This is a genomic window from Methylobacterium sp. BE186 (assembly GCF_031457035.1).
In the GTDB taxonomy this organism is placed as follows: domain Bacteria; phylum Pseudomonadota; class Alphaproteobacteria; order Rhizobiales; family Beijerinckiaceae; genus Methylobacterium; species Methylobacterium segetis.
On record NZ_JAVDVV010000025.1, the window covers coordinates 47,234 to 70,821 of the forward strand.

General features: G+C 65.5%; 16 protein-coding genes. 7 read left to right on the forward strand and 9 right to left on the reverse strand.

Annotated elements, in window-relative coordinates:
* Positions 1 to 699 precede the first annotated feature (699 nt).
* Entirely contained in the window at positions 700 to 1,026 is a 327-nt protein-coding gene (locus J2X36_RS21090) for an ATPase inhibitor subunit zeta (RefSeq protein WP_310353432.1), read from the reverse strand.
* Between the two features lie 860 nt (positions 1,027 to 1,886).
* Between J2X36_RS21090 and J2X36_RS21095 the strand changes: the two genes are divergently transcribed.
* The 4 genes from J2X36_RS21095 (at position 1,887) to J2X36_RS21110 (ending at position 8,224) form a co-directional block, all read left to right on the forward strand.
* Positions 1,887 to 2,669, forward strand: a complete 783-nt coding sequence (locus J2X36_RS21095; protein ID WP_310353434.1) for a DUF4344 domain-containing metallopeptidase — start codon at positions 1,887 to 1,889, stop codon at positions 2,667 to 2,669.
* Between the two features lie 4 nt (positions 2,670 to 2,673).
* Positions 2,674 to 4,950 carry a hypothetical protein gene (locus J2X36_RS21100; RefSeq protein WP_310353437.1) on the forward strand — a complete coding sequence of 759 codons (2,277 nt, stop codon included), beginning with the start codon at positions 2,674 to 2,676 and terminating at the stop codon, positions 4,948 to 4,950.
* A 904-nt stretch (positions 4,951 to 5,854) separates the two neighbouring features.
* On the forward strand, positions 5,855 to 6,439 hold the full coding sequence (locus tag J2X36_RS21105) for a hypothetical protein (RefSeq protein WP_405029834.1): 585 nt from the start codon (positions 5,855 to 5,857) through the stop codon (positions 6,437 to 6,439).
* Between the two features lie 114 nt (positions 6,440 to 6,553).
* A complete protein-coding gene (locus J2X36_RS21110; RefSeq protein ID WP_310353438.1) occupies positions 6,554 to 8,224 on the forward strand; it encodes a SulP family inorganic anion transporter in 1,671 nt (556 codons plus the stop codon).
* A 69-nt stretch (positions 8,225 to 8,293) separates the two neighbouring features.
* Here the strand turns inward: J2X36_RS21110 and J2X36_RS21115 are convergent, their stop codons facing one another.
* The gene (locus tag J2X36_RS21115) at positions 8,294 to 8,716 is read right to left on the reverse strand and encodes a hypothetical protein (RefSeq protein ID WP_132250903.1); all 423 of its coding nucleotides are present in this window, start codon (positions 8,714 to 8,716) and stop codon (positions 8,294 to 8,296) included.
* Positions 8,717 to 9,595: 879 nt separating this feature from the next.
* Between J2X36_RS21115 and J2X36_RS21120 the strand changes: the two genes are divergently transcribed.
* Genes J2X36_RS21120 through J2X36_RS21130 form a run of 3 tightly spaced genes read left to right on the forward strand, consistent with a single transcriptional unit; the run spans position 9,596 to position 15,107 of the window.
* Entirely contained in the window at positions 9,596 to 12,031 is a 2,436-nt protein-coding gene (locus tag J2X36_RS21120) for a phosphoketolase family protein (RefSeq protein ID WP_310353441.1), read from the forward strand.
* Positions 12,032 to 12,061: 30 nt separating this feature from the next.
* Entirely contained in the window at positions 12,062 to 12,790 is a 729-nt protein-coding gene (locus J2X36_RS21125) for an HAD-IA family hydrolase (protein ID WP_310353444.1), read from the forward strand.
* Positions 12,783 to 15,107 carry a glycosyl hydrolase family 65 protein gene (locus J2X36_RS21130; protein WP_310353446.1) on the forward strand — a complete coding sequence of 775 codons (2,325 nt, stop codon included), beginning with the start codon at positions 12,783 to 12,785 and terminating at the stop codon, positions 15,105 to 15,107. Before J2X36_RS21125 ends, J2X36_RS21130 begins: the two co-directional genes overlap by 8 nt.
* Positions 15,108 to 15,149: 42 nt before the next feature.
* Here the strand turns inward: J2X36_RS21130 and J2X36_RS21135 are convergent, their stop codons facing one another.
* From J2X36_RS21135 to J2X36_RS21165, 7 genes are all read right to left on the reverse strand, one after another.
* The gene (locus J2X36_RS21135; protein ID WP_310353449.1) at positions 15,150 to 16,745 is read right to left on the reverse strand and encodes a TrkA C-terminal domain-containing protein; all 1,596 of its coding nucleotides are present in this window, start codon (positions 16,743 to 16,745) and stop codon (positions 15,150 to 15,152) included.
* Positions 16,746 to 16,831: 86 nt separating this feature from the next.
* Positions 16,832 to 19,225: a glycosyl hydrolase family 65 protein gene (locus tag J2X36_RS21140; protein WP_310353451.1), complete on the reverse strand. Its 2,394-nt coding sequence runs from the start codon at positions 19,223 to 19,225 to the stop codon at positions 16,832 to 16,834.
* 3 nt (positions 19,226 to 19,228) lie between these two features.
* The gene (locus tag J2X36_RS21145; protein WP_310353486.1) at positions 19,229 to 20,236 is read right to left on the reverse strand and encodes a 2-hydroxyacid dehydrogenase; all 1,008 of its coding nucleotides are present in this window, start codon (positions 20,234 to 20,236) and stop codon (positions 19,229 to 19,231) included.
* A gap of 340 nt (positions 20,237 to 20,576) precedes the next feature.
* Positions 20,577 to 21,383 (reverse strand): universal stress protein, encoded by an 807-nt coding sequence (locus tag J2X36_RS21150; RefSeq protein WP_310353453.1) that lies wholly within the window; start codon positions 21,381 to 21,383, stop codon positions 20,577 to 20,579.
* Positions 21,384 to 21,474: 91 nt separating this feature from the next.
* A complete protein-coding gene (locus J2X36_RS21155; RefSeq protein ID WP_310353456.1) occupies positions 21,475 to 21,840 on the reverse strand; it encodes a PRC-barrel domain containing protein in 366 nt (121 codons plus the stop codon).
* Positions 21,801 to 22,985, reverse strand: a complete 1,185-nt coding sequence (locus tag J2X36_RS21160; protein ID WP_310353457.1) for an AraC family transcriptional regulator — start codon at positions 22,983 to 22,985, stop codon at positions 21,801 to 21,803. The genes J2X36_RS21155 and J2X36_RS21160 overlap by 40 nt, the downstream gene beginning before the upstream one ends.
* 185 nt (positions 22,986 to 23,170) lie before the next feature.
* A complete protein-coding gene (locus J2X36_RS21165; protein ID WP_132250883.1) occupies positions 23,171 to 23,518 on the reverse strand; it encodes a hypothetical protein in 348 nt (115 codons plus the stop codon).
* Positions 23,519 to 23,588: the final 70 nt, after the last annotated feature.

The following is a 23,588-nucleotide window of genomic DNA, read 5'->3' on the forward strand; positions in this document are numbered from 1 at the left end:
ATGGCGAAGTGGCCCAGGCCTTAGGAGAAAGTTGCGAAGCCACGGCAGGCCGACGTGCTGATCTCGCAGGGCCACAGCGTGGCAAAGGTAGTCCGTGGTATCGGCGTCAGCGAGGTGAGCTACCTCCTCCATACCCACGCGAGTCTTCGCAAATGTTTCAGAACTCTCGCTTCAACTCTCTGTGCTCACTGCTAAGCTGGTTTCGGCGTCGCGAGGGAGAGACGATCCATGGGCGTGAGGACCTTCTTTGCCTACTTGGGGCTTTCCGCGCTCGCAGCCTCGACCTCCGCGTTTGGCCAGGGAACGCCGGAGCAGCGACAGGCTTGCACGCCGGACGCCATGAGTTTGTGCGGTGACTACATCCCCGACGCTGGCCGAGTGAAAGCTTGCCTCTTAAGCCAGGGACAGAGGTTAAGCCCAGCCTGCCGGGCCGCAATAGGAGTGCAGGAGATCAAGCCGCGGAAGCGGCGCCGCAAGCATGCCTGAGCGTTCGCTATGCTGCACCTCATTCGGTGATCTCGAAGACAGCGTGCATCGATCCCACGTAGCGGGTTACTGCTCCGCTTCCAAAAGGTTGGCACGTTCAGCCATGCCTTCCGGCGTTGGCTGGACGAGGGCCTCGCGCGCTGTTGCCGCGGCGAGCCGGGGACCGCGTCGTGATGACACCTGCGCTTAATGATCAGAATGAATTCAGAGCGGCTATCGCAGCATGAGTTTGCGCGCGAGCATCACCTCTGCGCCGCGGAGACTATCTCCTTGCGCTTCTGACATGGCCTTTCCGGCTTTAATCAGGAACTCGGTCATGACCTCCAGGATCTGCTCGTCGCTTTGGGCGACACCGGCAGCATCGAAGTCCTTGCGGATTTTGCTCAATACGTCGCTCCCCTCAGGATTGAAAACCGTCTGAGCCAGGGCATCTGAATACTCATCGGCTTCCCGACCTAGGATTCCTATTTTATCAGCGGCCCATTTGCCGAGGAGCTTGTTGCGGACGAACATCCGCACTGGATCGTCGAAGCTGGTCATTCGACTTTCTCCAATCACTGAATGTTGAGCACGCTTTGAGTTGCCTATGCCGCCAGGGTGACTTCTCTCGTTGCGATGGGTGTTGGGCGGAAAAGCTTATCTCAAACGAAGTGACGCCGACAGCTGGAAGTAACGATCGCCTCCCACCGACTTTGAGGAAGGCATCTCGTGGAAGCGCAGGCGCCTGCGTCGCTCGCTCCTTGTCGTACCAATGTGCTTCATGCAGAAAAGTAAGACACCGTACGGTCTAGACATGGCATTGCTCTGCTTGATTTATCTGGATTAGGGGTGCCAGACCGCCCGAACCAGGGGAGGATTCGCGCATGTCCTCGTCTAGCGAATTGCTCGTGCTGGAGCGCCCGATGCCATCTGACACAGCCCCAGATCCCAGGCCGGCGCAGCCATTGCCTTCCGGCTTCATCCACCGGAAGGTTGCGCAGGGATTTCGCACCGTTCGCTGCGCTAAGCCACCTGATGGCTCTCGGAGCCGAGCACACGCATGGCCCAAATCCCGGGATGCTGGTGCTGTGCGCGTATATGCCGGAAACTCGGCCTGCACGATCCAGGCTGGAAACGTCTGGCTGTAGCTCGAGAGGTCGGTGAGCACGGCCGCGGAGCCAGCCGGCGCGCCGCCGATGAATGGATGCGCGGGGTTGCCGGCGAGATCAGCCAGGGGCCGCGGAGAGTGTTCGACGTGGCGCGCTCGATCCAGAAGGCGCCGCGTACCGAACCAACGCCGCCAACGGGTTCCGATCGGGTCTGCTGCAATGGGAAATCCTGTCCGATGCGTCGGAGCACTTGCTGGACTCTCGGCATCGCTGTTGGCGCTCTCGTCTCCGGACAGAGCCGCAGCTCGCGAGATGGAACTTTCGGGCAGACGACGCACCGACGTCCGGTATGAGGTCCCGAAGGAACAGGCTCACCGAGAGATCTACGATACGATGCGGGCGCGGCGCGTCCTGGAGCGGGTTGCGGCCACCCTCGATCTCGTGCGCCTTCCAGAGCGCCTGAGCTACCGCCTGAAGGAATGTTCGGGCGAGCCGAACGCTTGGTATAACCCGCGCACGAGGACCATCGCCGTCTGCTACGAACTCGTCGCCAGCATCTTGCGGCTGGCGCCGGCGACGACTTCGCCGGCCGGCGTTTCTCGCCAGGATGCGATCCGCGGACCCGTCCTTCAGATCCTCTTCCACGAGAGCAGCCACGCTCTGTTTCATCTCCTGCTCATCCCGATCCTCGGCCGCGAGGAAGACGCGGCCGATCAGGTGGCCGCACTGGTGTTGCTGCACCTCGCCCCAGCCGATGCGCGCATTGTGGTGAATGGCAGCGGCTACTTCTTCGCAACGCTGGGACAGCGGGAGCCGACCGACAAGGAGAGCTTCGCCGGAGCGCACGGCTTGTCCTGGCAGCGCTTCTATAATCTGGCCTGCCTAGCTTATGGTTCGGACAAGCAACGCTACGCCTACATCGTCGACAAAGGATACCTCCCGGCCGACCGGGCCAAGGAATGCGAGGAAGAATACAACCAGATTCGTTTTGCATTTGCGGCACTGATCTCGCCACATCTGCGGGCACGACCGCGGAATGGAGAAGCTCTGCGCCGGGCATTTGCAAATACGACGGGCGCGCGTAAGCGCGAATAGGACGATGCTGTGGAATTCGCTTTGGCTTGGCTGTCCGAGTCAGGAATTGCTCGGGCTGAGGCACACGCGCCTACCTGCGAGCAACGCATCTGCGGATAAGCGACTGCATGTCCGGCTCAAGACCGCACCGACCAACCGGTGCAGCGCCCCCCTGAGCGGGATCGTGCGCCGTCTCCCGATCATCCTCCTCCTCGCCGTCCTGTCTGCGCAAAGTGCGACTGCGAAGACGATCTTCGTGACGCCGAATGGAGGAGGGCCCGGCTACGCCGCCGACGGCAGTCTGGCTGCCGCGCAGACCGAGGCATTTTCGTCAGCAACGATGCGAGCCGTCCTGCCCGGCGACATCGTGCAATTGCTGCTGGACACTCCGGATGCCGCCGCCACGCTCTATCGCGAACGCGTGGTCCTATCCCAGAAGCGGAGCGGAGAACGAGCACCTGTTGTGATCAGAGGGCTCGGAGCACGGACCCGGATCGTCGGCAAGAGCGTCGATCAGGTCCGCGACTGCCCGATGCCGGAGGACGACGCCGAGCGATCATGCGGTGACCTGTACGCCTTCCTGTCTTCGCCGCGGAAGCCCGACCTGCTCACGGCCTTGGTGGCCTCGCCCGACTCCGAGATAGAAGAGGGACCGCGATCGGCGCGATCACGTCTCGCGATCCCCATCGGAAGGGCGGGCCGCCTCGCCGACGCAGCCTGCCTCGATCTCGACCGGGTCGACAGCGTAGTGGTCGAGGATCTGACATTCGAGGATTGCTGGATGACGGCAATTCGCGCCATCGGCAGCCGGCGCATCGCGTTTCGCCGCTCGCTCATCATTGGCGGCAGTTACGGATTGGCGGCGCGGGGGCAGGCCGACCATCCCTCCGATCAAGTCATCGTGGAGGACGTGACCTGGGTGCAGGACGCGAGTGGCTTCGATCGGGCGAAGCTGACCCGTGATGGACCATTCCGGTGCCGAGATGGCCGCGCAACGGAGCGTGGCTGCCCGGGCGTGATGTGGCGGAGCATACCCTGGGGCGCCAGCCACCATGGCGCTTACGAGCACTTCAACGGAGCGCTTCTCGGTGGCACCGATCTCAAGGGCGGGATCATCTTCCGCCGCAACACGATCCTCGCGGCCTTCAACGGCATCCGCCTGAAGGCGGCCAGCTGCGATGCTCTGCCGGCATCCGAGCTTTCTCCGACCACTTGTCCATACAACGCGAATCTGTGGATCTACGAGAACCTGTTCTCCTACGTGCGCGACAATCCCGTGGAGCTGGAGATTTGGTCGACGAAGGTGCACATCTTCGGGAACCGCATTCACAACGCCCATGCGTGGTTCTCGTTCGACAACATGGGGGGCGGCCCAGTTTTCGTCTATGGCAACCGCGGCTGGTTCGACGACATCCCGGCCGTCGCCCGTTCGCCGTCGGCGCCCGGTGACGCGCCCTGTCTGCGGAGACCGGTGCCACGGAATGGAACCGAGGAAGGGTTCGATCCCAGGCTCGACCGGCGCTTCGACTATCTCAAGGCTCGCTGGCTCCCGGTCGGTGTCGAACAGGTGGAAGCCTCGGGGCGCGTCGTGTGGATGGACCCGCTGGAGCTAGCCTGCGACGCGAGCATTGCAGGGCGTGTGATCAAGCTGGCCCTGTCGCCGAGAGGAGCGCCCCCGGATACGTTCCGCTACGCGACGCATGCGCCGATCTACGTCTTCAACAACAGCTGGTACCTGCGCTCGCCGGTGACCGGCATCGGCGCCGCCGCCAACCTGCGCCATTGGAACAATGCCATCCTGTTTTGCGAACCGGATACGCCGGGCTATCAGCCAAGCCTCTGCAAGGCCACGCCGGAGGTGTTCAACGCGGCGCGTTGCGGCCGAGAGTTCGTCAGGTCCGACGATCTCGGTCGGTACTTTGGCGCCGAGGGGAATATCCCGTTCTTCGACTGCTTTCGCTGGCTGCCCATGGACGAAAACGGGCAGGATATCCCGTCTCTTCGCAGTGCGTTCGATCACGACGTCAGCAACAACGGGTTCCCGCAGGCATTCGCGCAGATTGCCGATTTCGAGCGCCATGGGCGCATGGCCGATCCGGGCTTCCGAGCGCCCGAACGTGGTGACTTCACCCTTGTGCGGGGGGCTGCGGCCGCGACGTCCGCCTGTCTCGTGAGCGAGGCAGCGGACGGACGCCTTGCCTGCGTCGACGCGCCTGCCGGCAGAGCGTTCGCGGGAGCCGTCGCTCCGGATGGCCAGCTCTACGGAGGTCCGAGCTCTTCAGGCTTCCGGCCACCAAATTAGGGATCGACGTCGAGTGGAGACCTCCGGCGATGTTTGCCTGGTCGCCAAGACCCCTTGCCGGCGGAGAGGTGCACGACCGCGAGCAGTGCGTTTGACGATTTCAGAGAGTTGGTCACTCTGGGTCAGTTCGCGGGACCGGTACATCCGGCCACCGACCATGGGCTGCTCGTCGGATGGCTGAAGCAGAACCCGGTCGCCAGCGGGCAGGGGCTTGATGGTCTTACTCCGTGATTGTGCTTCCTGCACTGGATTTGCTCCGGTGCGTGGGCGAGCCCCGCGACATTGCGGTGCCTCGGCATTCCACGGCGGAATTTCCAGACGCGCGGTGAGTCCGCCTTCGGGTCTGAGGCTTCCCTAACGCCCAGCCGGCGAACGGCCACTTTGGAAAAGTAGTCTGGAGCGGCTGAAGGGCGGCGATGGGCGGGAAGCGGTCGTCCAAAGCTGGCCGAAAACCGAACGGCGACTTGTGGGCGGGCAACTAGGCGAAGCAGACGTCGTGGTCCGCCTTAGGATTGGTCCCGGGACGCTCGTTGAAGCTTGGGAGAAACGTCCAGCAGTAAGCGTCTACCGGTCGCGTTGGGCTTGAGACGCCTGAGGCGCAAGATGAAGGCACATGCAGCATCCCTGTGCCTCGGTCTCGATGGTGTAGACTGTTCAGTGCCTAGGGCACTGACGCCGACACAACGTACAGTGGGCAGAAAAATTCTTCCCGCAATCGCAGAAGGTTAGCCGACTGGCGCGTGGCGCGTTCGTCCGCGTCGGTGCACTAGGCTCTGAGCCTTGTGAGCTGGTAGACTGGATTGTCCCTAGTGACACCCGCCAGAGCAATGTGCATCGTCACGTCGGGCGACGGCGCTGCGTCGGGGTGTACCGGCAGTGGATAGCGACGATGAGCAATCCACGAATGCAATCGCCCCCGTCTTCGTCCATCGCGACTTCGGCAACGACGACTGAAGTCGACAGCCGGATGCGGCGGATCGGACATCGGCTCCTTGAGGAGGCCAAGCGCATCCTCGGCATCTTCGCCTATCTCTGGGTCGTCTTCGGACTCCTGATTCTGCACGAGCACATCGTTCTGTCGCGCCATGGCGTGACATATAGCTTCTACGGTCTGGCCTTCATCAATGCCTGGATCCTCGCGAAGATCATGCTTGTCGCCGAGAGCCTGGACGTTCGCCCGCATTTTCAGGGCCGCCCTCTCATCTACCCGATCCTCGCCAGATCCTGTGCCTTCGCAGCCCTTCTCGTGGGCGCCTACACCGTAGAAGAGGTGGCGCTCGGGCTCTGGCGGGGCGAGACCTTGGCCAACAGCGTACCGGCTATCGGCGGGGGCGGGATCAGCGGGCTCGCGTCGGCGAGCGTCATCATGGCCGTGGCCTTGATCCCCTATTTCGCGTTCCGGGAACTCGGCCGGGTGCTCGGCCGAGGCCGCCTGCGCACGCTTCTTCTCAGCGGGGAAGGGGCCATCAGGGAAGTTCGCGAGGGGTGAATCCGGACTATAGCGGACGTCGTGGTAGGACAAGGGTCTGACGCAGTGGGCATTCTCCACGCTCACCGTGGTATGGTCGTCCCCTCTACCCAGGCCGGTTGCGGAGTAACGCACATGACGGGCCTCGGATCGACGGTGCAGGCCCTCCGGCACGGCGCGCCGTCAGAGCTACGCTTCGACGTCGTGGCGGGCCTCACCGCCGCCGCCGTCGTCCTGCCCAAGGCGATGGCCTTCGCCACCGTAGCCGGATTGCCGGTGGCGGTCGGCCTCTACACCGCCTTCGTTCCGGCGGTCATCTACGGGCTTCTGGGCTCGTCGCGCGTCCTCAGCGTCAGCTCGACGACGACCTTGGCCATCCTGACGGGGGCTGAACTCGGCAGCGTGGCATCCGACGGCGACCCGGCGAAGCTCGCTGCCGCGACGGCAACCCTGACGGCCCTCGTCGGCGCTCTGCTCCTCGCGGCGAGGCTGATGAAGCTCGGCTTCGTGGCGAGCTTCATCTCCGTGCCCGTAATGACGGGCTTCAAGGCCGGGATCGGGGTCGTCATCCTGCTGGACCAAGCTCCCAAGCTGCTCGGCCTGCACGTCACGAAGCAATCCTTCTTCGCGGACTTGGCGAGCCTCGTGCAGCACCTGCCCGAAACTTCCCTGTCGACGCTGACCGTCGCGGGGACCACGCTAGTCCTGCTCGTCGGCATGGAGTGGCTCAAGCCGCACTCGCCGGCCCCTCTCGTCACGGTGGCGGCCGCCATCGCCGCCTCGTGGCTGCTGGGCCTTGGCGCCGTCGGCGTATCGACCGTCGGGACGATCCCGCAGGGCCTTCCCTCCCTGACCCTGCCGGATCTCGCCCTGATCCAGGCGCTCCTGCCAGGCGCCATGGGCATCGCGCTGATGAGCTTTACCGAGAGCATCGCCGCGGGGCGGGCTTTCGTGAAACCCGGTGATCCACCGGTCGACGCCAACCGCGAGTTGATCGCGACCGGAGCGGCGAACCTAGGCGGCGCCCTCCTCGGGGCCATGCCGGCGGGCGGCGGGACATCGCAGACCGGCGTTGTACGGGCAGCCGGCGGCCGGACGCAGGCAGCCTCGCTCGTGACGGCAGCGGCATCGCTTGCCACGATGCTGCTCCTGGCCCCCCTCTTGAGCCTCCTGCCGCAGGCGACCCTCGCGGCGGTGGTCATCGTCTACTCGGCGGGCCTCATCCGGCCGGCGGAATTCCAGGCCATCTACCGGGTGCGCCGCATGGAGTTCCACTGGGCGGCCGTGGCAGCCGTCGGGGTTCTGGTCTTCGGGACGCTCCAGGGCATCGTCGTCGCCATCGTTCTCTCCCTGGTCGGCCTCGCCCTTCAGACCGCTCACCCGCCGGTCTCCGTCGTCGCGCGCAAGCGCGGGGCCGACGTCCTGCGCCCCCTGTCGCCCGAGCACCCCGACGACGAGACGTTCGAGGGTCTCCTGATCCTCCGGCCCGAGGGACGGCTGTACTTCGCCAACGCCCAGAACGTCGGCGAGCGGATCCGGGCTCTGATCGCCGAGCACAAGCCGCGCGTCGTCGTCCTCGACCTCAGCCGCGTGCCCGACATCGAGTATTCGGCGCTGCAGATGCTGCAGGAGGGCGCACGGCGGACCAGCGTGACCCTCTGGCTCGTGGACTGCAATCCCGGCGTGCTCGACATGGTGCGACGCGCAGGCCTCGATCGGGAACTCGGTCCCGACCGACTGTTGTTCAATGCCCGAACGGCGATCGAGCGCTACAGGAAGCTTCAGGCACTCTCGGCCCCCGGCTAGGAAGGCGCCGTGCACCGATGCGTCAGCGGCCGCACCACCGCCCCCTCGGCGACACGGGATGTACGCCTCTCACGAGCAGCGCTGGTAGGCGACGCCGGTCGGATCCTGGTCGCTGTAGTAGCGTCGCAGCGCTCCGTTCGAAGGTGCCATCAGGATCCTGACTTCGTTGCCGGCCACGCTGTTCGCGCAGTCGAGGAGGAGGATCTGGCGGTCCTTGGCCGGCCGAACCGACATGATCTGGCAGGAGGCCATCGGAGTTCTCAGGCGCTTGCCGGAGACCATGAAGGCGGGCGCGAAGATATCGACGGGCTTCTTGAACGCCGTCGCCTTCCCTTTCGATGAGAAGACCTCAGCACAGTCGCGGCCCTCCAAGAGCCAGGCGCCCTGGTAGCCCGATAGGCCGGCATCGACTGCCCGCGCGGCCGGCACTCCGGCCGAGCTGGCAATGCCGAGCCCGAGTAAGGCGGCCCCGACGAAACGCGCAACTCCCATCGCGACTTCCTCCAGCGAGGCGAGCCTCATCGAGGGAACCGGGCGCGTGCTGCTGGCGCAAGCCTACCGACGCGAAGCCCCGAGATGAAGGTACAAGAAAAACGTAGACCTGACGCAACGGCGGCTGTTACTCTCGCGGACTGACGTCTTTTCATTCGTACGGCTGTGTAAGTTCGAAGCAATGAACTTGAGGCGGTTGTCCATTTCCGTACAGGCATTCTTTTGACGCAGTGAGGTCGCCGCATCGTCGTCATGACAAGTGAGCCGCGCATTTTCGAAATCCGTGTCAGGACTGGCGAGACCGAGAACATCCTGCGGGCTCCGACCGAGCGAGAGGTGGCCACGAAGGCGGAGACCCTGATCCGCCGGGTTCACGCACGCGGCGAGTTGATCGGGTTCAGTATCTTGGGACCGAGCGCGGCCGGCATAGGTCGCCTCAGGACCTATCTTGAGGATGTTCTGGTCGAGATCACACGGCTCAGCATCTGACCGCAGGCGCGAGCGCTCAAGAAGCGACGCGTCCGGAGTGCCCCTGTCCTGTCGGATCAAGCGGGGCGCTCGGCGTGATGTTAGCGTGGCTGACGTGGAGGGTTTGATCCCGCGGGGGATGGATGTTCGGGCCTACGCCCGGGCGCGACGTGACTCGCAGCCGGGGCGTGCGGCGACGACGGGAGCTACGGAGGTTGTGGAGCCTGCTCCACCTACCGCGCCTGCGCCGGAATCTACCTCTCCTTTTGAGAGGCCGGGCAGCCGGGCGTCAGTACAGCCGAGAGTTCCAGCGGCTGGAAGCATGCGGCTCGCCGAGGCCGAATCCGTCCGCACGACATGGCGCATCCGCTTCGCGCCGGAACAGCCTCAGCATCATGCCTAGGCAGTCAGATGGACGCGATCGTCAAAAATCGGCGGCAGCCCAAGCGAGCGGCACACACGCCAGAGTTCGCCCTGATTGACGCCTATTGGCGGGCGGCGAACTACCTGTCGGTCGGCCAGATCTATCTGTACGACAATCCTCTGTTGAAGGAACGGCTGACCAAGGAGCACATCAAGCCTCGCCTGCTCGGCCACTGGGGTACGACCCCGGGCCTGAACTTCGTCTATGCTCACCTGAACCGCCTGATCCGCAAGCACGATCTTGATATGATCTACATCACCGGGCCGGGGCATGGCGGCCCAGGTCTGATCGCGAACGCGTACCTGGAGGGGACCTACAGCGAAGTCTACCCGCACATCTCCGCAGACGCGGACGGCATGAGGCGGCTGTTCAAGCAGTTCTCCTTCCCCGGCGGGATCCCGAGCCACGTTGCCCCCGAAACGCCGGGCTCGATGCACGAGGGCGGCGAACTCGGCTACTCCCTCTCGCATGCCTACGGGGCAGCCTTCGACAACCCCGATCTCATCGTCGCCTGCGTCGTCGGCGACGGCGAGGCCGAGACTGGGCCGCTGGCGACCAGCTGGCACGCGAACAAGTTCCTCAGCCCGGTGACCGACGGGACGGTTCTGCCGATCCTGCATCTGAACGGGTACAAGATCGCGAACCCGACCGTCCTGGCCCGGATCAGCCACGCGGAGCTCGAACATCTCTTCCGCGGCTACGGCTACACGCCCTACTTCGTCGAAGGCCGTGAGCCGGCGGAGATGCACTCGCTCATGGCCTCCACGCTGGATACGGTTCTGAGGCAGATCCGGCGGATCAAGTCCGATGCGCGCGACAGAGGTTTCACGCGCCGACCGCTCTGGCCGATGATCGTTCTACGCACGCCCAAGGGCTGGACCTGCCCGAGCGAGATCGACGGCAGACGCACCGAGGATTACTGGCGCTCGCATCAGGTGCCGATGGGCGAGATGCATGACAATCCGGCCCATGTGCAGATGCTCGAAGACTGGATGAAGTCCTACCGGCCCGGCGAACTCTTCGACGAGGCCGGCCGGCTGCGTCCCGAGATCGCCGAGATCGCCCCGAAGGGCGAGCGCCGGATGAGCGCCAACCCGCACGCCAACGGCGGCGCGCTGCTGCGCGACCTCCGGCTGCCGGATTTCCGCGATTACGCCGTCACCGTGACCACTCCCGGCGTGGCCGTGGCGGAATCCACGCGCGTGATGGGACGCTTTCTGCGCGACGTGATGGCGCTGAACGCCGAGGCAAGAAACTTCCGGCTGTTCAGCCCGGACGAGAACAACTCAAACCGCTGGCAGGACGCGCTCGAGGTCACGAACCGCGCCTGGGTGGCCGAGACCCTGCCGTGGGACGATCATCTCGCGCCCGACGGCCGCGTGATGGAGATGCTGAGCGAACATCAGTGCCAGGGCTGGCTCGAGGGCTACCTGCTGACGGGCCGGCACGGCTTCTTCTCCTGCTACGAAGCCTTCATCCACATCATCGACTCGATGTTCAATCAGCACGCCAAGTGGCTGAAGGTCTGCAACCACATTCCGTGGCGTCGGCCGATCGGTTCGCTGAACTACCTGCTGTCGAGCCACGTCTGGCGCCAGGACCACAACGGGTTCAGCCATCAGGACCCCGGATTTATCGATCATGTCGTGAACAAGAAGGCTGAGATCGTCCGCGTCTACTTGCCGCCCGATGCCAACTGCCTGCTCTCGGTGACCGACCACTGCCTGCGGAGCCGGAACTACATCAACGTCATCGTCGCGGGCAAGCAGCCGGCGCCCCAATGGCTCACGATGGATCAGGCCGTCAAGCACTGCTCGGCCGGGCTCGGGATCTGGGAATGGGCGAGCAGCGATTTCGGCAGCGAGCCGGACGTCGTGATGGCCTGCTGCGGGGATGTGCCGACCCTGGAGACGCTCGCGGCCGTCGACCTCCTGCGCCGCCACGCTCCGGATCTCAAGGTGCGCGTCATCAACGTCGTGAACCTGATGAAGCTGCAGCCGAGCACGGAGCACCCGCACGGCCTGTCGGACCAAGACTTCGACGCCCTGTTCACGACGGACAAGCCGGTCGTCTTCGCGTTCCACGGGTACCCGTGGCTCATCCACCGGCTGATCTACCGCCGTCACGGACACCAGAACTTCCATGTGCGCGGCTACAAGGAGGAAGGCACGACGAGCACGCCGTTCGACATGTGCGTGATGAACGACATCGACCGGTTCCATCTGGTCAGCGACGTCATCGACCGCGTGCCAGGGCTGGCCGCTCGGGCGGCCTACGCCAAGCAGGCGATCCGGGACAAGCTGATCGACCACCGCGAGTACATCTGCCGACACGGCGACGACATGCCCGAGGTGTCCGGCTGGTCGTGGAGTCCGATGGCGCCGGCGCGCGCGCCCCACTCGACGGAGAGCGACAATGTGTGAGGAGGGGCGCCACGATCGGCGTCGGGTGCGGTGAGACCGGCACTCCTCGCGGCGATCTTCGACGTGGACGGCGTGCTCGTGGATTCGCCGCACGAGCGCGCGTGGCGCGAGGCACTGACAGGATTCGTCGATCCGGCAGGCTTCACCACCGCCTTCTATCAGGCCAACGTTGCCGGAAAGCGGCGCCTCGAGGGTGCTCGGGCGGCTCTGGAGCGGCTCGGCGGGGTGGAGGCCGCTGCCCGAGCCGCGGAATACGCGGACAGGAAGCAGGCCCTCATCGACCGGTTCATCGCGGAGGGCAGCTTCGAGGTGTTTCCGGACGCCTTGCGCTTCTCCGCCGCGCTGAAGGCGGCTGGGCTGCGGCTGGCGCTGGCCTCTTCGTCGAAGAACGCCGCCGCGATGCTGAGCCGCCTGAAGCTTCCGGACGGGCGGACGCTCCTCCAGCTGTTCGACGCCGACCTCAGCGGCCGGGAGGTGCTGAAGGGCAAGCCGGATCCGGCGCTCTTCCTGCTCGCGGCCGAAGCCGTGGAAACGCCGCCGGCGCGGTGCGTCGTGGTGGAGGACGCGCCTGCCGGGATCCGGGCGGCGCGCGCAGGTGGGATGACCGGACTCGGAATCGCCCGGCTCAACGACGAGGCACTGCTGCGCGAGGCCGGTGCCGACCTCGTCGTCACAAGCCTCGACCACGTCGAGATCGCCGCCCTGGCCACGGGCACTCTGCGCGCCCGGACCGTCGAGGAGCCTGTCGCAAATGCTTGAGGCGCTTCAACCGACAGAGGAGCCCGGCTGGGTTCTGGCCCACGAAGGCTACAGCGTGCTCACGGAAAGCGCCGTCGAGTCGCGCTTCGCTCTCGGCAACGGGTTCCTCGGCATGCGCGCGTCGCGGTCGACGGGCCGAGGACCGACCTGGGCGAGTTGGCTCAGCTACATCCGATGGGCCTCGTGGCCGCGCTGCTACGTGGCCGGGCTATTCGACATGCCGAACACCGAGCCGCCCGTGCCGGCGCTCGTGCCTGTCGCCGACTGGTCGCGGGTCCGCCTCATCCTCGATGGAGAGCCGCTGGTGGCACGCGAGGGCGAGATGCTTCACGGCCTGCGTCGGCTCGACATGCGGCGCGGCGTGCTGCTCTCCGAATGGACGCACCGGACACCGGCAGGCATCACCGCGACGGGCCACGAGCTTCGCCTTCTGTCACTGGCTGACCGAGCGATGGGGCTGCAGCTGCAGCGGATCGTGCTGGACCGTGACGGCGTCGAAGTGCGCTTCGAAGCGAGCTTCGGGCTTGCCGGCCTCGGCATGGAGCCGGTGCGTCTCGAGGCCGACCTCGGCGCGTGGCGAACCGAGGGGACCGGCAAGGTCGTCGCGATGGCCGGCGCCGCGTCGCTGCGCCTGGACGATGCCTCGCTCGAGCCTGAGCGCCCGTTCCCGCTGCGTTGGATTTTCCGATGGCGCTCGAAGGCCGGTGAAGTTGCTGAATTCTCCCGCCTCGTCGCCGTCGCGCGGGCCGACCGGTCGGCGGAAGATCCGGTGCCGCGAGCCGCGGCCGCGCTGGAGCGCAGCACCTCCGCGGGTTGGCGCGCCATCCTTGAGGGGCACGAGGCCGCCTGGGACGCGCATTGGAGCGCCAGCGGCATCTGCATCGAGGGTGACGACGACCTGCAGCGTGCCCTGCGGTTCGCCGTGTATCATCTGACGAGCGCGGCGAACCCGAACGACGACCGGGTGTCGATCGGCGCGCGCGGCCTGACCGGCGATGCCTATTTCGGCCACGTCTTCTGGGACACCGAGACCTATCTCCTGCCGTTCTACACCGCGGTCTGGCCGGACGCGGCGCGCGCGCTGCTGATGTACCGGTACCACACCCTGCCCGGGGCGCGCGCGAAAGCTGAGCTCTGCGGGTACCGAGGTGCGCTCTACCCCTGGGAATCGGCCGACACAGGCATCGAGACCACACCGGAATCGGTGCTGGGGCCCGACGGGAAGCCGATCGAGATCCTGACCGGCAAGATGGAGCACCACATCAGCGCCGACGTCGCCTACGCGGTCTGGCAGTACTGGCGCGCCACCGGCGACGACGGGTTCTTTCGCGATGCGGGTGCCGAGATCCTCCTCGAAACAGCCCGCTTCTGGGCCTCCCGAGCCGTCGTTGAGGCGGATGGCTGGCGCCACATCCGCCAAGTGATCGGGCCGGATGAGTACCACGAGGATGTGGACGACAATGCCTTCACCAACGTGATGGCGCGCTGGAACATCGCGTGTGCCCTGGAATCGCTGGACCTGCTGCGGCACCGCTGGCCCGATCACGCCTGCGCGCTTCAGGACAAGCTCGCCCTCGACGACCGCGAGCTCGACGACTGGCGGGACGCGATCGCCCGGATCGTCACTGGCCTCGACCCCAGGACCGGACTCTACGAGCAGTTCGCCGGCTTCCACGCATTGAAGCAGCTGAACGTTGCGGATTACGCCGATCACGCGCTCCCGATCGACGTGGTGATAGGTCGTGAGCAGACGCAAGGCTCGCAGGTCATCAAGCAGGCCGACGTGGTGGCCCTGATAGCCTTATTGCCCGAGGCGTTCCCCGACCGTCGGGCAATGATCAACTTCCGCCACTACGAGCCGCGCTGTGCCCATGGCAGCTCGTTGAGCGCGGCGATGCATGCACGCGTGGCCGCTCGGCTCGGAGACGCCGACATGGCGCTCCGGTACATGCGGGAGACGGCCTCCCTCGACCTCGATACCGATCCGAACAGCGCCGGCGGCATCCGAATCGCCGGGCTTGGCGGGCTGTGGCAGGCCGCGATCCTGGGCATTGCGGGCCTGAACCTCGTGGGCGAGACCTTGGAGCTCGACCCCAAGCTGCCGCCCTCTTGGAACCGCCTCTCCTTCAAGGTGCGGTGGAGAGGCCGATCCGTCGGGCTTAGCGTGACCGCCAATGCAGTGGAAGCGACGCTGATTGAAGGCGACGCGTTGGACGTCACCGTCGCGGGCCTCACGCGGAACCTGGAAGCTCGGTCGCCACTGCGTGTCGACCTGTCGTCGGAAGCCGCGCGTGGCCTCGCGGATGTCGATGCATAGCTGAACGCGCTGACCATCCGTTTCGAGGCGTATCGCCGAGGGTCAGCCAGCGAGAGAGAGCAGGCCGAGCACCTGCACGCTGAAGACCTTCACGATGGTCATCGAGGGAAAGATCATCGCGTAGCACACGTCCGGCCGGTCGGTTGGGGCCGTGCGCGCGGAATAGGCCAGAATCGCGGGATTGCCCGTGGCGCCAGAGGCGACGCCGAGCAGATCGTCGAACGGGATTTTGAGCAGGTAGAAGCCTGCGAGCAGCACGATCGCCACCGTGGTCAGCAACATCGCCACACCGATCAGCAGCATCAACGGTCCGGTCTGTGCGACGGTCGTGACGAAGGCCTGGCCCGAGTTGATCCCGACCGTAGCCAGGAATAGCGTCAGGCCGAGATTGCGCAGCACGATGTTGGCGGGCAACGGCATCACCCAGCTGAGCGGCCCGGTGCGCCGAAGCCTGCCGAGGATCAGCGCGACGATGAGCGGGCCGCCGCCGATGCCGAGGGTGACGGTGCCCACACCCGGTACCGGGATCGGGATCAGGCCGAGAAGCACGCCGAGCACCATGCCGAGCCCGACCGAGACGTAGCTGAAGTCCGCGGCCGCCTTCACCGTATCGCCGAAATGCGCCCGCGCCTCGGCCACGTGGTCGGGTGCCACGAGGACTCCGACCCGGTCTCCCAGCTCCAGCATCAGGTCCGGCGTGGGCATCACGTCCATGTCATAGCGGCGGACGTGCAGAACGCGGATCGGGATGCCAGGTGGGAGGGGTAGCTCCGCGAGCTTCACGCCGGTCAGCGCCGGCTTCGAGACGAAGAAGCGCTGATAGGTGATGTCGCCGCGATCCCTTGCGAGCCGGCCCCGGTCGATGTGGCCGAGGACCGAGGCGACCTCGTCCACGGCCACCGCCCGATCGGCCGCGATCAGGAGAGCGTCGCCGGGATGCAGTTCGAGATCCGGATCGGGCAGCCGGTTGTGGTGCTCCTGTCGCACGCCCGCGATCTGCACGCCCTCGGGCAGAGTGGCCATGACCGCGCCGAGCGTGGCGCCGGCGGCCGGCAAGCGCTCGACCGTAACCTCGCCGATATGGAAGCGGATGGGCTGGGGCGGAAAGACCGGCTTCACGCGCCGCGTCATGAAGTACAGGCAGAGGATGGGGCCGATCACGCCGAACGGATAGGTGACCGAGTAGCCGATGGAGGGATCCCGGTTTCCGATGGTGTCGATCGCGGCCTGCAAGGCCGCCGTGCTGACCATTGATCCGGCGAAAATGCCGAGCGTGTGGCTGAGACTGACCTGAAAGACGGCGCCGAGGCCGAGCGCCACCAGCAGTCCGGCGATGACAGCAATGGCCGCGAGTAGGTTGTAGATGCGCCCGGGTCCCGACAGGCCCTCGAAGAACTGGCGGCCGTAGAGAATGCCGATCGCGTAGAGGAACATGATCAGCCCGACCAGCCCGAGCGGCCCCGCGATCTGCACCTTGGGTGCGATGGCACCGATGAACAGGCCGACGAAGAGCACCGCGCCCACGCCGAGCGAGAAGTCCAGGAACCGGATCTGTCCCACCGCGTAACCGAGGCCGATGGCGAGGAAGAGCGCGAGAATCGGCTGTGTGCCGATGAGTTCGCTGATTGAGGCCATCATGGAAGAACGCTCCGCTTCCGTGCGCCGGGCCCGGCCTGTCCTCTTGCCGGACCTTGGCCCTCCGCTGGCGCCCCGCCGCCCGCAGGTCAATTCGCCTCGCCGAAGCCGCGAGGGTCCGACCGCACCGGCCCGACCGGGCGGGTCAGAACCGGCTCGGCGGAGGTTAGGACGCAATCGTCCCCCACGTGCGAGAAATCCAAACGCTCGCCATTCAGAAGCCGATAGGTCGCCGAGGCGTGGTCGATCTCGACCCGAAACGTCTGTCCTCTCACGGTCAGGACGAGCTTCAGGGCCGACCACGCCTTCGGCAAGATGGGATTGAACGAGATGCGGCCCTCGCTGTCGCGCAGTCCGGCGAAGCCGTAGGCGAGGGCGAGCCACGTACCGCCGATCGCGGCGACGTGAGCGCCGTGCATCATGTTGCCGCCGATATCGGACATGTCCATCGCCGCAGCGAAGTCGAAATACGCGATCGCTTTCTGTTCGAGCCCGATCTCGTTCGCGATGATGCTCTGAATGCAGACCGACAGGGACGAGTCGTGCGTCGTCAGAGGATCATAATACGCGAAATTCCGCCTCTTCTCGTCCCGCGTGAAATGGCCATTCAGCAGGAACATGGCCATCACGGTGTCTGCCTGCTTGATCACCTGAGATCTGTAGAGATTTAGAGGATGGTAGTGCAGCAGGAGGGGATAATCATCCTCCGATGTCGACGCGAAATCCCAACGTTCCAGGTCGAGGAAGTCGTCATCCTGAGGATGGATTCCGAGGCGCTCATCGTAGGGCAGATACATCCGCTCGGCCGCCTCTTCCCAGTGGCCGAGTTCGGGACGTTCCAGACCCGTGCGAGCGACCAGCGCAGCGAACCGGTCAGGGTGCAGTCGTTCGAGAGTGCGCAGCGTCTGGACGGCGTAGCGCAGGTTTTCCCGCGCCATCAGGTTGGTGAAGCAGTTGTTGTTGACGATCGCCGTATATTCGTCCGGTCCGGTGACGCCGTTGATGCAGAAGCGGCCACCTTTGGCGTCAGAGAAGAAGCCGAGATCGAACCAGAGGCGCGCGGTCTCGATCAGGATCTCTGCGCCGTAGCTCCAGAGAAACTCCTCATCGCCGGCGACCTCGACGTATTTCCGCAGCGCGTAGGCGATGTCGGCATTGATGTGGTACTGCGCGGTTCCCGCCGCGTAGTAGGCTGACGCCTCCTCACCGTTGATCGTCCGCCAGGGGAAGGTGGCTCCGCGGTGTCCCAGTTCGCGCGCCCGCGCCCGCGCCTTGTCCAGCATATCGTAGCGAAATTTAAGGACGCTGCGCGCGATCGGAGGATTCGTATAGATCAGGAACGGAAGGACATAGATTTCCGTGTCCCAGAAGTAATGTCCCTCGTAGGTCCGTCCGGTCAGACCCCTTGCGCCGATCCCATGCCCTTCCGCTCGCTCTGAGGCTTGCAGAAGCTGAAAGAGGTTCCACCGGATCGTCTGCTGCGTCCTCGGATTGTCGCTCTCCACCGTGACATCGGCCCGCGCCCAGAAGCGCTCGACATCGCTCCTCTGGCGCTCAAGGATCGCCTGAAATCCATGCGTCGTCGCGCGGTTGAGGGTGGAGGTGGTCTGGAACAGGATCTGCGCAGGGTCTGGATCGTCCGAATAGTGATAGCTCAAGTACTTGCAGATGCGCAGGGGCTTGTTCCGCGAGAGTTTGCAGCGGAAGACGGCGGCAGCAAAATCATCGTCGCAGCTCAACTCGGCGAGCATCGAGCATTCGGTGAAGACGCTGTGGTCCATGCCGCAGCCGAGGCTCAAGCCGGAGCTTCCGGTTTGGTAACTCAGTATCGCCCGCAGGCCCTCGGATCGCGTCCCGGCGGGGTGCAGAACCCGGCCGACAAACCCCTCCGCGAGACGAGGATCCGTGGTGTCGGCGCTCAACGGCTGATCGTTCTCGAGCTCGGACGACACCGCGACCTCGACATCCGCGTCCTCCGCAATGAGCTCGAACTCGATCGCGGCGAGATGCCGATGCGCGAGCGAGACCAGCCGGACCGTCCGCATGTGCAAGCGCTTGCCCGTGGGGGACACCCAGCGGACCTCCCGGTTCAGGGTGCCGGCTCTCAGATCGAGGGAGCGCCGGTAATCCAGAACTTCGGCCTGCGGCACGACGAACGGCTCGTCCTCGACGAAGAGCTTCAGAGCCGTGCCGTTCGGGCAGTTCAGGATGCTCTGGCCGACGGTCGGGAAGCCGTAGGCATGCTCACCGTAGGAGATCGGCCGGTGTTCATAGAAGCCGTTGAGATATGTGCCCGCCTCCCGGACAGGTGTGCCTTCCTCCACCGCGCCGCGGATGCCCAGATACCCGTTCGACAGGGCAAACATCGTCTCGGCCTGTCCGGCCAGTTCGCGCGCAAGTCTCGCGTCGTAGCGGACGGCCTCGAACGCCCACGGGTTCGGCGGGAAGATGTTTTCGGGCGGAATATAGCGCGGGCGCAGCATAGATCATTCTCGGGCGCGGCCAGGCGGGGCGATCTCAAAGGTGAGGGGACGCCCCGCTTCGAATTCCGAGATGCTCGCGAGCGTCGTGCCGAGGATCGTCTCCAAGGCCTCGCGGGTGAAGAAGGCTTGGTGGCCCGTCACGATCACGTTCGGAAACGAGACGAGGCGCTGGATCACGTCGTCCGGGATCACGGCGCTCGACAGATCTCTGTAGAACAGATCCGCTTCCTGCTCGTAGACATCGATGGCCATCCCGCCCAGCCGGCCGGACTTCAAGGCATCGATCGCCGCGTCGGTGTCGATCAATCCGCCTCGGCTCGTATTGATCAGGAGGGCGCCCGTTTTCACGCGCCCGAGCGTCCGCGCGTCGACGATGTGATAGGTCTCGGGCGTCAGCGGGCAATGCATGGAGATGACGTCCGCCTCTTCGACGCCTTTCGCATCGACGTAGCGGCCTCCGATCGCCTCGAACTCGGGCGAGCGATGCACGTCGAACCCGATCACCGTGCAGCCGAAGCCGGCCATGATGCGGGCGAAGATAGTCCCGATCCGCCCCGTGCCGATCACCGCCACGGTACGGCCGACGAGATCGAACCCCATGAGCCCGTCGAGCTTGAAGTTGCCCTCGCGCGTTCGATTGTAGGCCCGATGGATTTTGCGGTTGAGCGCAAGGAGCAAGCCCACCGCGAACTCTGCCACGGAGTTCGGCGAGTAGTTGGCGACTCGCACGACGCGAATGCCAAATTCCTCTGCGGCCTCCAAGTCGATGTGATTGAATCCGGTGCAGCGCGTCGCAACGAGCTTCGTCTCGCCCTGGGCGAGGCTTCTCAGGACGTCGCGATTGACGGTATCGTTGACGAAGACACTGACCGCCGGAAAGCCGGCAGCGAGAGGGGCGGTCTCGGGTTCGAGCAGCGCATCGAAATAGACGAGGTCATGCCCGTGACCTGCATTGAGTTCATTGAGAAGCGCGCGCTCGTAGTTCTTCGCGCTGAACATCGCAATTCGCATGCTCACGCCTCCCTGCGCAGGCGCCATGGGCCGGTGCGCGAGCGCGCCATGAAGCGAAGTGGACGCCGATCCGCGGGAAGAGAATGCGCTTCGCGCGAAGACGAGGTGCCTCCTCCGATCAGGATTGCTGCAGCGTCCGCTGTCCCCTACGCAACAAGATAAACCCGCCCCCGTTCTGAGCCTCACTCTACAGCGAGGACGATAGTGCGCTTGATCATCGGGGACACTTGGTCGACGGGGACATCAGATGTGGCCGATGTGACAATCGACTCGGGACGAGCTCTACCCAGTCTTCGGCGGATGGACAGCCAGTTGGCCAGGGCTTCCGAGCCCTCCTCCATCAGTGGCTCATCAGGCAGCACATAGGCGAAGTCTGCAGGACGTCCCGCGTCACGCCGCCGAACAGCCATTCCCGCAACCGAGAATGGCCGTACCCGCCCATGACCAGAAGGTCCGCATCTTCTCGTGTCGTGAACCGCAAGATCTCATCGGCGACCTCACGGTTCGTCGCGGTCAGCAGATGCGTGGTCGCCTGCGCGCCGTGAAGGCCGAGGAACTCGCAGACCTGCTCGGCACCGGTGCCGCGCGCCTCCTCACCCGCGCTCACGACGAAGACCTGCTTCGCGCGGCGGATTAGCGGCAGAGCGGCCGAAACCGCGCGCCGCGCCTCGGGCGCGTCCTTCCATGCGACGACGATCCGTTCGGCCCTGAGGTGATCGGTGCCCGGCGTAATCAGAACCGGCCGGCCGACTTCCATCAGCAGGGCACCGGGCTGGACGGCCAAGGATCCGGCATCGTTGTCCGTCTCGCGTCCGACAATCACGAGATCGGCGGCGAGCGCTCGGCGGACTAGGAAGCTTGTGGCGTCGGCCTCTGCCTGATGCCAAGCCGTCCGGATCTCCGTGCCGCAACTCCGCTCGAAGACCTCCCGGCACCGTTTCAGATCCTCGTCGAGCTTGGCCTGCTCCTCCTTGTAGGCGGCCTGTATCGTCTTGAGGTCCTCGCCTGGGCCGGGTGTGGGAATTTTACGCGCGGCGATACCCGTGAGGGTCGCGCCGAAACGGCTTGCGAGACCGGCGGCGAGGCGAACGCGTTCGGCAGCCTTCGTTCCGAGGTCCAGAGAGACCAGGATACTGGCGATACTCATTTGGTCACCTCCGATCATCGACGCGCCAAATTTTCCTGGGTGGCTGTCCAAGCTTTAGACTTCTCAGCCACAACGGTCTCATGCCGGTGCCTCACGGCCTGAGGAGCGGGATCTGCCGGATGGTCTCGCGTGTGCCGCTCACGGTGAGGTCGTTGTCCGCCTGCCGCAGAAGAGGAACCGGCATGCCGATCTCCCCACCGCCGAGCCAGCGTCGGCGGGCCACCACGGCGACGAGCGTGGTGCCGTCGGCCGAGACCCGCACATCCTGCACGCGACCGACGACAAGCTTATGATCGGCATAGAGCCAGCGGCCGCGGAGCGTCGGCACCAGCGAGGCGGCGCCGATCTGCATGCGCGCATCCGCCCGATCCAGCAGAGGCGTGCGGGCGCCCTGCGCGCTCGCCTCCCCAGTGAGCATCAGGAGGGCGCAGGCCCAGGCAGGAACGTGCTGCTGCATCCTGTGTCCCTCTTCCGGCGCACGCGAGCTTCCTCGTGGGTCTCGTCGCGCTTCATCTCCGGCCGGTTCGCGTGCCGCCAGGCGCTGGGCGTCGTACCCGACCAGCGGCGGAAAGCATGCGTGAACGCGGGAGGCTCGGAGAAGTCGAGAGCCGCCGAGATCTGCCCGATGGCCATGCCGGTGTCGGCGAGAAGATGCTTGGCCACGCGGAACTGCGCCTCGTTGGCCAGTCGCCGGAAGCTCGTGCCCTCTTCTCTCAGCCGGCGGCTCAAGGTGCGGCGGTTCACCAGTCTCAGGCGCGCCACGCGCTCGGCTTTGCAGCGCTGCCGGGTGACGGCGGTCTGGAGGTATTCGCGAAGCTTGTCCGTCAGCGTGGAGGGGAGATCTGCCTCGAGCCGGCGGATGGGATCCTCCACCCTTTGGCGCGTTGCCGGGTCCGCGCCTGCGATCCGCTGCTCCAGAAGTCCCGCCGCAAACACCAAGGCGGCCGTTTCCTGGTCGAACCGGACGGGCGCGCGGAAGAAGGCTCCGTAAGGAGCCGTGTCGCGCGGCGCGGAGCGCGGCAGCAGAACCTCCAGCGGCGCCCAATCGGGACCGCACAGCCCCCGCAGAATGTTGGTCACCGTGGCGAGCGCCCGCTCCAGATGCAGGGCCGCGCCCTCGGCCTCGGGCTCGTGCGGGGCATAGCTGAGGACGGCGACATCGTCGTGGACACCGAGGCCAACCATGGCCCCGCGGTCTCGCACGCACGCATGAGCTTCCAGGGCCCGCAGGGCGTCCCCCACCGAGGCGCAGTTGCGCAGCATCACGCCGAGGAGGCCGAAGGAGGCCAGGGTGGTTCGCTGCCCGACCAGCAATCCGAGATGGGGGCAGCGCGAGCGGTCGGCCGCAAGCGCGATCAGGCGCCCGATGGCCGTGAACGGAACGGGCTTGCTGCTCCTGTCGAAGAGGCAAGTATCGAGGCCCGCCTCACCGATGAGGCCGTCGCGGTCGGCGCCGAGTTCGGTCAGGACGGCGTGGATCGCCCGCACGACATCGGGATGGATGAAGCCGACGGACGGCGCCTTCTCAGCCCAGACGGAACTCTCGTCCGCGGCCAACTCGTTCGGGCCGCAGTTTGTGCATGATCCGGCAGAGGCGAGCATGGCAACGTACTCCCTGCGCCAGATGATCTGATGCATGAATTCGTGCTTGATCGGATGGGACATCGGACGAAACAGGGGAGTTCATTCTTTGCGCGCGACCCGTTTCCCAATTGTACGTCGTGACATCTTGCAACCAGGGCGCCGAGGCCACTTGCACTCGGACGATCCGCCTTGTTGCTGCTGCGTCAGGATTGTGCATCCATCAGGCCGCCATTGATGAGGGTAAGGTCTGCGCGCGGGGCGGTGGGCGCCTCACCGTCGAAGAGGGTCTTGATGACCTGGGCGACGCTGGCCCCGACATCCGGCGGTTGGATCGACCGAGCGCGCTGGACTGCCTCCGCCATCACGGCGTCGTGGTCGACGAGGCCGAGACGCTCCAGCTCGTGCAAGAGAAGCGCGTTCATCACCAATCCGGCGATGGCCTGATGCGCCGTCGCGGCCAGCGCCTTTCCGGTCTGCGCCGCATTCTCCGCCTGCATCAGAGCCAGTTCGGTCAACTGCTCGTTGGTGAAGGGGTCGTCGTTGTCGCTCATGCCCTGCCGGCGCCGCGCGCTTGAACCTCGAAGGTGCCGACCGGCGCTGGATCAGCGATGGGCCGGCTGA